Below are 12,191 nucleotides of genomic sequence, written 5' to 3' on the forward strand. Positions count from 1 at the left end.
TCAGTCCTCCTTGAGGGGGATGGCTGCGGCATCATCGGCGGCCTTCTTGGCGCCGGGCCGGAAGATGAAGGCGACGACGCCCAGGAAGAAGAGCGTCATGGCAAGGAGCGCCCAGCTGTCGGCGAACTGGCGCATGGCCGTGTAGGTTTCCATGTGCTGATCTCCTTTACCGGTAGCCTGTTGTGTCGTCGTAGGTGGAGAAGTCGACCAGCGTGCCGAGCATCTGCAGATAGGCCACAAGCGCGTCCATCTCCGTCAGCTTCTGCGGATCGCCGTCGAAGTCGCCGAGCTTGGCCTTCGGATAGCGCCCCTCGACGCCCGATGTGTCGGCGTTCGGATCGGCCTGCGCCTTGATGTCGGCCAGCGCGTTGTCGATCATCTCGTCCGTGTAGGGAACGCCGACCGCCTTGTTGGCCTTCAGGTTCGCGGCGATGTTGTTCACGTCGAGCGGCGTCGCCTTGAGGAAGGCGTAGCTCGGCATCACCGATTCCGGCACCACCGAGCGCGGCTCGATCATGTGCTGCACGTGCCACTCGTTGGAGTAGCGGTCGCCGACGCGCGCCAGATCCGGCCCGGTGCGCTTGGAGCCCCACTGGAACGGATGGTCGTACATGGATTCGGCTGCCAGCGAGTAATGGCCGTAGCGCTCCACTTCGTCGCGGAACGGACGGATCATCTGGCTGTGACAGACGTAGCAGCCTTCACGCACGTAGATGTCACGGCCGGCAAGCTCCAGCGGCGAGTAAGGCCGCATGCCTTCCACCTTCTCGATGGTGTTTTCGAGATAGAAGAGCGGCGCGATTTCCACGATGCCGCCGACGGAGACGACGAGCAGCGAGCCGACGAGCAGCAGCGTCGCATTGCGTTCAAGGGTGGCGTGTTTGTCGAGAATGGACATTGTCTGTGCCCTCCTATTCCGCTGGCTTCAGCGCGGGCGTTGCTCCGAAGATCGGAGCTTCGTCACGCACGCGGCCGAGGATGGTCATGGTTACGTTGAAGGCCATGAGCAGCGCTCCGGCGAGGAAGAGTGCGCCGCCAAGGGCACGCAGCACGTAGTAGGGCAGCATGGCCGCGACCGATTCCGCGAAGGAATAGACGAGGAAGCCCTGGTCGTCGTATTCGCGCCACATCAGGCCCTGCTGGATGCCGGCAACCCACATGACCGCCGCGTAGACGACGATGCCGAGCGTTGCGAGCCAGAAGTGCCAGTTGACCATGCGCACGCTGTAGAGGCGCTCGCGGTTCCACAGCTTCGGAACGAGATAGTAGATCGCGCCGAAGGTGATGAGGCCGTTCCAGCCGAGAGCGCCGGAATGCACGTGGCCGATGGTCCAGTCGGTGTAGTGGCTGAGCGAGTTGACCGTCTTGATCGACATCATCGGACCTTCGAAGGTCGCCATGCCGTAGAAGGCCACGGCCATCACCATCATGCGGATGATCGGATCGGTGCGGATCTTGTCCCAGGCGCCCGACAGCGTCATCAGGCCGTTGATCATGCCGCCCCAGGACGGCATCCACAGCATGATCGAGAACACCATGCCGAGCGTCTGCGCCCAGTCGGGCAGCGCCGTATAGTGCAGGTGGTGCGGGCCCGCCCAGATGTACATGAAGATCAGCGACCAGAAGTGGATGATCGACAGGCGGTAGGAATAGACGGGGCGGTTCGCCTGCTTCGGGATGAAGTAATACATCATGCCGAGGAAGCCGGCCGTCAGGAAGAAGCCGACGGCGTTATGCCCGTACCACCACTGCGTCAGCGCGTCCTGCACGCCGGCGAAGGCCGAGTAGCTCTTGGAGCCGAGGAAGGACACCGGAACCGCCAGGTTGTTGACGATGTGCAGCATCGCGATGGTGACGATGAAGGCGAGATAGAACCAGTTGGCCACATAGATATGCGGCTCCTTGCGCTTCAGAAGCGTACCGAGGAAGACGGCGAGATAGGCAACCCAGACGACCGTCAGCCAGAGGTCGACGTACCATTCCGGCTCGGCATATTCCTTCGACTGGGTGATGCCCAGGAGATAGCCGGTGGCGGCCATGACGATGAAGAGTTGGTAGCCCCAGAACACGAACCAGCCGAGATTGCCGCCGAACAGGCGCGCGCGGCTCGTGCGCTGGACGATGTAGAAGGATGTCGCGATCAGCGCGTTGCCGCCGAAGGCGAAGATGACGGCCGAGGTGTGAAGCGGCCGCATGCGGCCGAAGTTGAACCAGGGCTCGATGTTGAGGTCCGGAAAGGCGAGCTGAAGCGCCACCACGACGCCCACGAGAAAGCCGACGACGCCCCAGAAGACGGTGGCGATGACGCCATACTTGACCACTTCGTCGAAATATTCCGACTGCGGCGGTGGTGGCGGCGTCCTGCCGGCGGAAACCGGGCTGAACTCGATGCGTCGCATCAGCACGATGGTGCCGGCGAGAAGCACGAAGAACAGCACCCACATATGGGCCTCGAAGTGCCGGTCCTGGGCAAAGCCTGCGCCAATCAGCGCAAGAAATGCCCCAATCCCGAGCAGGATCATCTCGAAAGTGTATTTCATGGTTGGGTCCCCAACTTGGTCCGAACGCACGCGGAAACACACCTCCAATGAAGGCGCGCCACCGCAGCTGGCCGGAAAGTGTCAGAATCAGGGCACCTCCACCTTGATTCAGATCAAGGCTGCCCCACCTCGATTGGATCATCCTCGGCAAACAATAGGGAGCGCCGTGGGAGTGGCGGATGAAGCCGATGAAAAAGACGACCTATGAGGAAGGACGTATCCGCAGTCGGCTGGATCCGCCTCCCCGTCCCATGCCTGTGACCGAGCCGTTTGCCTGGCTCGCGCGCGCCCATGAGGAGCAGCTGGCCCTGTGTCACTGTCTGGAAGAAATTGCCGACAGCTTGCCCGCCGAAATCGACCGGCAGAAATGCGTCTATGCCGCCAAGGTGCTGGAGCCGATGATCCGCGAGATGCACTCCGGCGAGGAGAGCCTGGTCTTCCCCTGGATCGAGCGGACCTTCCGTTCGGACCCGACGATCGGCGCCACGCTGGAGCGGCTGAAATACGAGCACTGCGAGGACGAGTGCTTCGCTGAAGAACTGACGGAAATGCTGGAGCGGCTTGGAGCGGCGGACGAAAGCGTCAACGCCGAGACCGCCGGCTACATGCTGCGCGGCTTCTTCACCAGCTTGCGCCGGCACGTCGCCTTCGAGCAGGAATGCCTGCGCGGCACGGCGGTGCCGGCGGGATAGGTTGCGTGCCCGCGGTGACAGCCGGATTGTCGTCGCCGTTCCGTGGGGCAGCAATCGCCGCGACATCGCGCGACTTCGTCTGCCGTGCAAATGCCCGTCGGATCAGGGTTCGATCGGCGTCTTCCCGTCGCGATCGTCCCAATCGCTACGCAGCAACGTCGTCACATGTTCGATCGTTTGCCTGCCATCAGCCATGCAACGGCTGGCAACTTCGCCGACGCGGCGATAGCCCAGCTTGCGCTGCATCGCCCAGGAACTTTCGTTGCCGTCGAAATAGCCGTTGACCAGCCTTGTCAGTCCCAACGCGCCAAAAGCAAAGCGGATCTTCGCCTCGAAGGCCTCGCGTCCATAGCCATGCCCCTGATAGGATTTGGCTATCCAGATTCCGCCACCGCCCGTTCCAGCCTGCCGGTCTATCTTGTTGAGACTGACACCGCCGATCGCCAGTCGCTCGGATCTGAGTTCGATTGCAAATTCATACGCAACCGGTTGCCGACTTGCCGCAATCTCCCGGCATCGCCTGAGCCAATCTTCGGCATGCGACGTGGAATAGGGGCGAGGAACGAAAGCGAGCCACTTTGCCAGCGCGAGATCGTTCAAGCCGAGCGTGAGCCGTTCGATGTCCTCTTCGCTCCAGGGCCGAAGCACAAGGCGCGACGTTTCTATCCTGATACCCACGACCTTGCCTTGTGCTGAGGAGATGTTGACGGCGCTGCGCTCGTGAGCACGACCGTGCTTCGGTGGCAAGCATCCCGCACCAGGTGCGAGGACCCTTCGCTCACGGCAGGGCCGAGAACACTAGGCCGCGATCGCCCGCCTGCGGTCGGCATGTTCCTGGATCACCAGGATGGCGCCGATGAGCTTGCCGGTGCTCGACATGCATGGCGTCAACCGGCAACGCACGACGACGGTGCGTCCGTCCACGGTCTTGGCGAACGTGTAGTCGACCACCTCTCCGGAGAAACACCGGTCGAGATAGGACTTTACCCGGAGCTCGAAGCGCTGGATGCCGATGAACTCGACGATATGCCGGCCGATCAGGTCCATCTGGCGGCTTTCCAGATGCCGGGCGTTGCGCGGGTTCGTGTAGAGATAGCGATAGTCGGGCGTGATGACCGCGAGCCGATCGGGGAAGCTGTCGAGGATCGCCTCGTTGAGAAGCCCCTCGTCTGCCCTGCCCTTGTTCGGCTGCGCCGGACGATGGTCGAGCGCGAGATCGGCGAAGTTCTCGGCACCGGTTGCGGCAAAATAGCGGTTGATCAGCGATTGCAGCAGCTGCGAATGCCGGAGCACGCAGGAAATGTCGTCAGCTTCGACGCGCAGGATATCGATCAGGAACTGGAACTGCAGGCGGGCGTCTTCGACACTCACAGCCTTCTCGTCGTAGACGGACCTTAAGATCGGATCCAACTCGCGATCCAGTATCCTTACCAGATGCTCGTCTGCCATGCGCACGGCATACTGCAACTGCGAATACTTTAACCAGAACAGCTCAATCAGTGCGTTCAATTCGAAACCCCAATTCCCCACGGCATAGCCGCTTCGATGCACTTACAAAGACAAGCGTTGATGCTGCAGACACTGATTTCGGCTTTGACGCTTCTCCCCACTGCTTTCGCGCAAAACGACTTCGCTTCAGCGACCCAAAGCGCTTGCAGTCTTTCCCCCGCGAGACAGTTAAGAGTTTACACTCATTGCGATAGCGTTCAACAGCAGAAAGAAAAACTCGGCCGCTGGGAAACATTTTCAGGGGCGGTCCCCCAGCAGCCATTTGCATATGTACGACGAAAAGCGCCCGGCGGATCAGTGCCGGGCGTGCAAAAACATCAAACTGCCTTGTGAACCGCGCAAGCCTCAGGCGGCTTGCGCGTTTTCAGGAGAATCAGTCCTTGAGGTAGCGCTTGATGTGCCAGCGATCGTGGTACCAGAGCCACTGCCCCGGATACTCGCGCACCCAGCTTTCCACCTTGTCGTTCAGCACCTGTGCCGTGGCGGTGACGTCGACATTGCCATCGGCCTTGCGCGGGATGGCGATCGCCGGTTCGATTTCCAGCCGGAAACGGCCGCCCGGCAGGCGGATGCAGCGGGCCGGATAGACCTCGCAGTTGAACTGGCGCACCAGCTTGGCCAGCAGCGGATTGGTCTGCACGTCCTGGCCGAAGAACTTGGTCTTCAGCCCCTTGCGGAACTTCTGGTCGACGAGAACGCCAACCCCCTGACCGCGTTCCAGCTGGCGGGCGAGCGCGAAGGACGAGCCGGCATGCGACGGCACGAGGTTGCCCATGCGCTCCTCACGGAACTTGAACACTTTCTCAGCCACGTAAGGATTGTTCGGCGGCCGGAAGAGCACCGTCACATCGAGGCCGAAGGCGGAGCCGGCAACCGGCAGCATCTCGAAATTGCCGCTGTGGGCGGTAAAGACGATGAAAGGGCGCGGGTTGTCGCGAAGCTCGAGGAACAGCGGGATGCCCGAGACCTCGACGCGACCAGGCGTCGTGCGCTCCGGGTCGAAATCGAAGAGACGGTCGAGGAAGACGTACTCGGCCGCCATGCGGCCCATGTTGCCCCAGCTCTCAAGCGCGATCTCCTCGATCTCCGCTTCGCTCTTTTCCGGAAAGGCGTTGCGCAGATTGGTGAGCGTCAGCTTGTGCCGGCCGGTCTTCGGGCCGATGAAGCGGGCCACGCGATCCATGAAGCGGATCGCGCCGTCGGCGGGAAACATCTTCAGGATCGTCAAAAGCAGGAAGACGAGCTGTGCGATCAGCCACTGGCGGAAGCGATCCGCCGCCAGCACCAGCCGTGTGATCACCATGCGCACGTCGATCAATCCATCTTCAGGATGATCTTGCCGAAGATCTGGCGCGACTCCATGCGCTCCAGCGCCCGGTCGATCTGATCGAGGCTGATTTCAGTGTCGATCACCGGATGCACCAGGCCACGCGCCATCTTCTGCATGGCGTTGGCCATGTTCTCCATGCGGCAGCCGAACGAACCAAGCAGCTTCAGCTGCTGCTGGAACAGCATCATCAGGTTCATGTCGGTGGAAACACCCGAGGTGGAGCCGCAGGTGACGAGACGTCCGCCGCGCTTCATGCAGAGCATGGAGCCCGCCCAGGTGTCCTTGCCGACGTGTTCGAACACGACGTCGACGCCCTTCTTCTTGGTGAGCTTGCGCACCACGCCTTCGAAGCGGTCGGTGCGGTAGTTGATGACGTGGTCGGCGCCAAGGGCCTTGGCCTTCTCGATCTTGTCGTCGGAGCCGACGGTGGTGATCACGGTGCAGCCGATCTTCTTGGCAAGCTGGATCGCCGCCGAACCGATGCCGGAACCGCCGGCATGGACGAGGATGGTTTCGCCGGGCTCGAGCTTGGCGTTGTCGAAGAGCATGTGCTCGACGGTACCGAAGGTGACGGGAGCAAGGGCAGCGGCCACGGCGTCAACGCCCGGAGGAGCCGGGACGAGAAGGCGCGCCGGCAGGTTGATCTTTTCCTGCGCGAAGCCGTCGAGGTGGAAGCCGTGCACGCCGCCGACATGTTCGCAAAGGTTGTCGCGGCCTTCCTTGCAGGGGCGGCAGAGACCGCAGGTGCGCGCGCCGTAGATCGAGACGAGCTGCCCCGGCAGCACGCTCGAAACGCCCGGGCCGATGCTGTCGACCACACCAGCCGCTTCCGCGCCGATGACGAGCGGCATCTTGCGCTTGGCGAACGCCATGCCGCGCCAGCCCCAGACGTCGATATGGTTGAGCGCGACTGCCTTGACGCGCAGGGTCACCTCGCCGGGGCCGGGTGCTTCCGGTTCCGGAATGTCGGTGATTTCGAGCTTGCGGTCATCGAGCAGTTGCAGGGCGCGCATGGTTCTTCCTCTGCCTTGGCGGCATGTTTGCGGCTTGAATTTTCACAGCGCCGCGTATCCATCGGGATGCGCAAGAGGCGCTGCAACTCATTAAGTTTCCGGCTTAAGCCGGCTCGGCAGTCATGACAAGGCTGGCGTTCTGGCCGCCGAAGCCGAAGGAGTTCGACAGAACGGCAGTCACCTGCTGGCTGCGCTTCACGTTCGGCACCACGTCGAGCACGATCGCCGGGTCGGGGTTCTGGTAGTTGATCGTCGGCGGCAGCGTGCCGGTCAGCATCGTCTGGATCGAGAACACCGCCTCGACAGCGCCGGCCGCCGTCAAGGTGTGGCCGATCATCGACTTGTTGGACGAGACCGGGATCGACGGCAGGCGTTCGCCGAAGACGGCCGACATCGACAGATATTCCATCTTGTCGTTCTCGGGCGTCGAGGTGCCGTGGGCGTTGATGTAGCCGATGCCGCCTTCATCGATGCCGGCGTCGGCAAGTGCTGCGCGGATCGTCGCGATCGCGGGCCCACCGTCCGGGGACGAGCGCGTGCGGTGGAAGAGGTCGGCCTTCTCGCCGCAGCCCTTGAGGATACCGTAGACGCGGGCACCACGGGCAACGGCCGCTTCGAGCGATTCCAGCACGAGGGTCGCCGCACCTTCGGCAATGACGAAGCCGTCACGGTCCTTGGTGAAGGGCTTGGAGGCCTTTTCCGGCGGATCGTTCTGGGTCGAAAGGGCCGAAAGCAGCGCAAAGCGGATCAGCGCCTCGGCGCTGACCGAGCCGTCGGTCGCAACCGTCAGCGCGCGATCGGTGCGACCCTGGCGGATCGCTTCGACGCCGAGCTGGATGGCGGTCGCACCCGATGCGCAAGCCGTCGACAGCGTCACCGGCAGGCCGCGCGTGCCGAAGCGGTCGGCCAGGCGTTCCGAGATCGAGCCGAAGAGCACGGCTTCGTGGAACACCGGATCGGCCTTCTGGCGCATGGCGGCAAGGAAACGGTTATAGGCGTCGCCCGGCTGTTCTGACGGCGGCGAACGGTCGGCAAGCTCGAAGCGTGCGCTCCATTCCGGCTCGACCGGCGGGGCGGCCAGGAACAGGGGGCCGTTGAAGTCGCCGGAAATACCGGCCTGCGCCAGCGCTTCAAGCGTGGTCTCGCGCGCCATGGCATAGGAGCGCTCGACCGAATTGGCGGCGGGAATGTCGATGAAATCGACCGTGCCGGAGATGCGGGTGTTGAGGCCCTCGGTCGGGAAACGGGTGATCTTGTGGATGCCCGAGACGCCGCCCGAAAGCGCTGCCCAGTTGTCCTCGACGCCCTGGCCGAGCGAGGTGATGACGCCCATGCCGGTAATCGCGATGATCGGCCGGCCGAGATGGTCCTTGTAAGCGTTGCTCATCATCCGCTCCTGTTATTCCGCCGAAAGAACGGCGACGCCTTCGCCGCGCGAATGGCCGATGGTAGTGACCACGGCAGCGCTTGCCGCCGCCGTCATCGGCTTTTCCGCGCCCGCATCGAAGGCAGGCACCTTGGCGCCCTCACCCAGCGTCAGCGCTGCCAGCGCCAGACCCAGCGGGAATTGCGCCTCGATGCTGTGGCCGACGAGGCCGCCATAGGCCCGCACCGGGGCTCCGGCCAACGTCGCCTCAAGGAACGCCTTTTCGCGGGCCACGAGATCGTGGAACCCGGAGGTACCGGAAAAGACGACAGTCGAGGATGCGTCGAGATCGGATGCAGGCTTGGCCAGATCGGCAAGGCGGGCTTCGAGCTTGCCGCCGTCGCGCGCGCCGCGGTCTCCGCCGATCGCGTCGATGGTTGCATAGATGCGGGCGCCGCGAGCTTCGGCATACTCGCGCGATTCCAGCACCAGGAAGGCGCCGACGGAGCCGAGGATCATGCCGCCGCCATTGTCCTTGCTGCGCGACCAGATCGGGTGCCAATCGCCGAGCGCATGCCCCTGGATGGCTTCGATCAAAAGAATGATGTCGAGACGCTCGGCCGAGAACGCGCCGCCGACGAGCGTATGGCTCGACTGGCCGGCCTTGATGCGGGCAAAGGCGGTTTCGATCGCCGAGATGCCGGCCGCCTCTTCGCCCATGAAGGTGCGCGACGAACCGGTGACCTTGTGCACGATCGAGATGTTGCCGGCGAGCAGGTTGGAGAGCTGGGCCAGAAACAGCGTCGGGCGTAGTTCCGTCGTCAGCTTTTCGTTGAGGAGCTGTTCGCGGTCGTTGCGCTTGAGCGCCTCGTCGACGATCAGCGAATCGACATTGATGTCGCGCTCGCCGCCGCCGGCAGCGACGATCATGTCCATGCTGCCGCAGGCTTCCAGATTGTCCTTGAGGCCGGCGTCATCGAGTGCAAGGCCGGCGGAAAAGACGCCGAGGCGCTGCCAGTTTTCCATCTGGCGCTGGTCGCCACGCTTGGCGATCTGCTGCGACCAGTCGATTTCCGGCAGCGGGTGCACCGGATAGGGGCTGAACTTTTCGGTCTCGACACGTACGGCCGGCGAAGCGCCGGCTTTCAGCAGAGCCACATGCGGCTCGACGCCGACACCCTGGCTGGTGACGATACCGACGCCGGTAATGACCACGTCGTTTGCAGATTTGCTCATCTTACTTCTCCGAACCGGCTGTCGCCGAAAGAGCCGCCATCAGACCCACTTCCCCGGCCCGCTTGCGCACGATGTCGCCGAGCGGAACCTGATCGAACGGCATGGTTCTGAGCTTCAGCTGCGCGTCGCAGACCTTCTTGCCGGCGGACGTGATCTTCGCCTTGGTCACGGCAAAGCCCGAGCCGTCGTGCTCGAGGAAGGCCTCGATATCGAGTTCGGCATTCGGCTCGACGAAGGTGCGCATCTTGGCGCCGTCGACCGACATCAGGAAGGGCATGGCGGCGAAATTGGTGGCGGCGAGCACGAGGAAACCGGAGGCCTGGGCCATGGTCTCTATCAGAAGCACGCCCGGCACCAGCGGGTAGCCTGGGAAATGGCCTTCGAACACCGGGCTCTTTTCAGGAACCACGGACCGCGCCGTCAACCGGCCAGCCGAAAGATCGACCGTTTCGACACGATCGATCATCTGGAAGTATTCAAGGAGCATTGAGGCTCACCCCGTTTGTTTTCGGGCCGTTCGTTTCGGGCTCAAGTAAAAACGCCAATGCCGCCTGTCAAGCGCAAGGCGCGACGGGCGGCATTGGAATTGGTGCGGCAAGGCTTGGGCGAAAGCCCGATCAGCCCTTGGCAGCCCGCAGTTCGTCGATCTTGGCGCAGAGGTTCTTCAGAACGAAGTACTCTTCGGTCGAAACCTTGCCTTCGTTGACTTCCTGCGTCCACTGCTCGAGCGGAATCTTGATGCCGAATTCCTTGTCGATCGCAAACACGATGTCGAGGAAGTCCAGGCTGTCGATGCCCAGATCGTCGATCGTGTGGCTTTCCGGCGTAATCGTCTCGCGATCGATCTCGCTCGTTTCCGCGATGATGTCGGCAACCTTGTCGAATGTAGCTGTCACGCGCATACCTCTTTATTCAATGTCGAGTCTCGGCGATCCTATAGGTAAATGCGCCGCAAAAGCCAATGGGCTTGATCGCAATGGATTGCGAATTGGAAAACGGTGTTGCCAGAGCGCCGCGCGCCGGCGGACCGACGCCACGGCGGCTGAGACGCGTCTCAGGCACTTTCAACCGAGGACATGTATACGGGCGCTCCGCCCTAAAGGTGGCGCACAACTCAGACGGCGACCGAATGTCGACCACGTCCGTTGCCGAGATAGGCATCAAAGGCTGCGGCAACGGGACGCGCGAACGGACGCCCGCGTTCGGTCAGCCGGAAAATCCCATTCTCGATCGTTGTCAACTGATCGGCGTCGCGCGTCCTGAAAAGCCGCGCCTCCTCGATCACAGCCGCGGCCAGACCCGGAAAAGCCTGCTCGACCTCTGCGAAGGAAAACGCGAAACGGCACATGATGTCGGCAATGACTTTTGCTCTCAACCGGTCGTCCGGTGTGAAGCGGTAGCCTCTGACCGCCGCCACCCCTGACCTCTCGACGTTTCGCAGGTACTCGCCGGTTGCCGGCATGTTCTGCACATAGCCATCCCGGAACTGACCGATCGCCGAGGCACCGAGGCCAACGAGAGTTTCGGCCGCATCGTCGGTATAGCCCTGGAAATTGCGCCTGAGCCGCCCTTCCCGGCTGGCGCGCGCAAGGCTGTCTGCAGGCTTGGCGAAATGGTCGATACCAACAGCCTCGTAGCCGGCGGCCAGAAGCATTTCAGCCGCTCGGCTCATCTGGGCGAAGCGCTCGACGATACCGGGCAGGCTTTCGTCGAGGATCATCTTCTGGTGCGTCTTCATCCACGGCACGTGTGCATAGCCGAAGAGTGCGACCCTGTCGGGCGCAAGCGTCAACACCGCCTCCATCGTGCGTTCCAGCGACTGAAGGCTCTGATAGGGCAAGCCGTAGAGCACGTCGCAATTGACCGAGTGGACGCCCCTTGCCCGCGCCGCCTCGATGGCGCCACGCGTCTGCTCATAGGTCTGGATGCGGTTAATCGCGTCCTGCACCCGGGGATCGAAATCCTGGATACCGAAACTTGCCCGCGTCATGCCGATCGCCGCCAGCGCATCGTGACGCGCCTCGTCGAGGTCGTTCGGGTCCATCTCGACGCTGATCTCGCAATCGGGCGCAAAGGTAAAGTGGTCGGTGAAGACGCGCTTCAGCGCGATGAGGTCCTCCGGCCTGACGAGCGTCGGCGAACCGCCGCCAAGGTGCAGTGCCGTTACCCGGGCTTCACGGTTCACTCGCCCGCCAATTGCCGCAACCTCCCGATGCAAACCGTCCAGGTAGGTTGCCACGGGATCGTAGCGCAGCGTCTGCTTGGTGTGGCAGGCACAGAACCAGCAGAGCCGGTCGCAATAGGGAATATGGGCATAGAGCGACACCGCCTCGCCGGGGCCGATTGCCTGAAGCCAGTCCATATAGTCGGCAGATCCCACGGATTCGGAGAAATGCGGGGCTGTCGGGTAGCTGGTGTAGCGCGGCACGGGTGCCGCATGCTTGAGGATGAGCGCGTCGTCCATCGGTCTCTCCACTGTCATGAAAGATGGATAGGACGGATGCC

13 protein-coding genes are annotated in these 12,191 nt (G+C 62.8%); 1 reads left to right on the forward strand and 12 read right to left on the reverse strand.

Annotated features, from left to right (window positions below; translation table 11 throughout):
- From VGO04_RS18720 to ccoN, 3 genes are read right to left on the reverse strand one after another with little or no spacing between them, the layout of a single operon-like run.
- The gene (locus tag VGO04_RS18720; protein WP_034788377.1) at positions 1-153 is read right to left on the reverse strand and encodes a CcoQ/FixQ family Cbb3-type cytochrome c oxidase assembly chaperone; all 153 of its coding nucleotides are present in this window, start codon (positions 151-153) and stop codon (positions 1-3) included.
- A 13-nt stretch (positions 154-166) separates the two neighbouring features.
- Positions 167-898: a cytochrome-c oxidase, cbb3-type subunit II gene (ccoO, locus tag VGO04_RS18725; RefSeq protein ID WP_104664286.1), complete on the reverse strand. Its 732-nt coding sequence runs from the start codon at positions 896-898 to the stop codon at positions 167-169.
- A gap of 13 nt (positions 899-911) precedes the next feature.
- Entirely contained in the window at positions 912-2,540 is a 1,629-nt protein-coding gene (gene ccoN, locus VGO04_RS18730) for a cytochrome-c oxidase, cbb3-type subunit I (RefSeq protein WP_327497480.1), read from the reverse strand.
- 251 nt (positions 2,541-2,791) lie between these two features.
- Here ccoN and VGO04_RS18735 point away from each other — a divergent pair, with 251 nt between their 5' ends.
- Complete coding sequence (locus VGO04_RS18735) at positions 2,792-3,232, forward strand: hemerythrin domain-containing protein (RefSeq protein WP_414650569.1); 441 nt, start codon at positions 2,792-2,794, stop codon at positions 3,230-3,232.
- Between the two features lie 102 nt (positions 3,233-3,334).
- Here the strand turns inward: VGO04_RS18735 and VGO04_RS18740 are convergent, their stop codons facing one another.
- The 9 genes from VGO04_RS18740 to hemN form a co-directional block, all read right to left on the reverse strand.
- Complete coding sequence (locus VGO04_RS18740; RefSeq protein WP_327497482.1) at positions 3,335-3,910, reverse strand: GNAT family protein; 576 nt, start codon at positions 3,908-3,910, stop codon at positions 3,335-3,337.
- A 120-nt stretch (positions 3,911-4,030) separates the two neighbouring features.
- Positions 4,031-4,741 (reverse strand): PAS domain-containing protein, encoded by a 711-nt coding sequence (locus VGO04_RS18745; RefSeq protein ID WP_327497483.1) that lies wholly within the window; start codon positions 4,739-4,741, stop codon positions 4,031-4,033.
- A gap of 373 nt (positions 4,742-5,114) precedes the next feature.
- Positions 5,115-6,044 carry a lipid A biosynthesis lauroyl acyltransferase gene (locus tag VGO04_RS18750; RefSeq protein WP_327497527.1) on the reverse strand — a complete coding sequence of 310 codons (930 nt, stop codon included), beginning with the start codon at positions 6,042-6,044 and terminating at the stop codon, positions 5,115-5,117.
- An 11-nt stretch (positions 6,045-6,055) separates the two neighbouring features.
- Complete coding sequence (locus VGO04_RS18755) at positions 6,056-7,084, reverse strand: zinc-binding dehydrogenase (RefSeq protein ID WP_077960945.1); 1,029 nt, start codon at positions 7,082-7,084, stop codon at positions 6,056-6,058.
- A 103-nt stretch (positions 7,085-7,187) separates the two neighbouring features.
- Complete coding sequence (locus VGO04_RS18760; RefSeq protein ID WP_327497484.1) at positions 7,188-8,474, reverse strand: beta-ketoacyl-ACP synthase; 1,287 nt, start codon at positions 8,472-8,474, stop codon at positions 7,188-7,190.
- 9 nt (positions 8,475-8,483) lie between these two features.
- Complete coding sequence (locus tag VGO04_RS18765; RefSeq protein WP_327497485.1) at positions 8,484-9,686, reverse strand: beta-ketoacyl-ACP synthase; 1,203 nt, start codon at positions 9,684-9,686, stop codon at positions 8,484-8,486.
- A gap of 1 nt (position 9,687) precedes the next feature.
- Complete coding sequence (locus tag VGO04_RS18770) at positions 9,688-10,173, reverse strand: 3-hydroxyacyl-ACP dehydratase FabZ family protein (RefSeq protein WP_327497486.1); 486 nt, start codon at positions 10,171-10,173, stop codon at positions 9,688-9,690.
- A 130-nt stretch (positions 10,174-10,303) separates the two neighbouring features.
- Positions 10,304-10,588: an acyl carrier protein gene (locus VGO04_RS18775; RefSeq protein WP_089044188.1), complete on the reverse strand. Its 285-nt coding sequence runs from the start codon at positions 10,586-10,588 to the stop codon at positions 10,304-10,306.
- Positions 10,589-10,800: 212 nt separating this feature from the next.
- Positions 10,801-12,150: an oxygen-independent coproporphyrinogen III oxidase gene (gene hemN, locus VGO04_RS18780; RefSeq protein ID WP_327497487.1), complete on the reverse strand. Its 1,350-nt coding sequence runs from the start codon at positions 12,148-12,150 to the stop codon at positions 10,801-10,803.
- Positions 12,151-12,191 lie beyond the last annotated feature (41 nt).

The sequence above is a fragment of the Ensifer sp. genome (assembly GCF_035999185.1).
Taxonomy (GTDB): domain Bacteria; phylum Pseudomonadota; class Alphaproteobacteria; order Rhizobiales; family Rhizobiaceae; genus Ensifer.

Bases quoted from the DNA above. Each gene is read 5' to 3' on its own strand.
- VGO04_RS18735 (WP_414650569.1), top strand. From the start codon at position 2,792: ATGCCTGTGACCGAGCCGTTTGCCTGGCTCGCGCGCGCCCATGAGGAG.
- VGO04_RS18765 (WP_327497485.1), bottom strand. From the start codon at position 9,686: ATGAGCAAATCTGCAAACGACGTGGTCATTACCGGCGTCGGTATCGTC.
- VGO04_RS18775 (WP_089044188.1), bottom strand. From the start codon at position 10,588: ATGCGCGTGACAGCTACATTCGACAAGGTTGCCGACATCATCGCGGAA.
- hemN (WP_327497487.1), bottom strand. From the start codon at position 12,150: ATGGACGACGCGCTCATCCTCAAGCATGCGGCACCCGTGCCGCGCTAC.
- VGO04_RS18750 (WP_327497527.1), bottom strand. From the start codon at position 6,044: ATGGTGATCACACGGCTGGTGCTGGCGGCGGATCGCTTCCGCCAGTGG.
- VGO04_RS18760 (WP_327497484.1), bottom strand. From the start codon at position 8,474: ATGATGAGCAACGCTTACAAGGACCATCTCGGCCGGCCGATCATCGCG.
- ccoN (WP_327497480.1), bottom strand. From the start codon at position 2,540: ATGAAATACACTTTCGAGATGATCCTGCTCGGGATTGGGGCATTTCTT.
- VGO04_RS18755 (WP_077960945.1), bottom strand. From the start codon at position 7,084: ATGCGCGCCCTGCAACTGCTCGATGACCGCAAGCTCGAAATCACCGAC.
- ccoO (WP_104664286.1), bottom strand. From the start codon at position 898: ATGTCCATTCTCGACAAACACGCCACCCTTGAACGCAATGCGACGCTG.
- VGO04_RS18720 (WP_034788377.1), bottom strand. From the start codon at position 153: ATGGAAACCTACACGGCCATGCGCCAGTTCGCCGACAGCTGGGCGCTC.
- VGO04_RS18770 (WP_327497486.1), bottom strand. From the start codon at position 10,173: ATGCTCCTTGAATACTTCCAGATGATCGATCGTGTCGAAACGGTCGAT.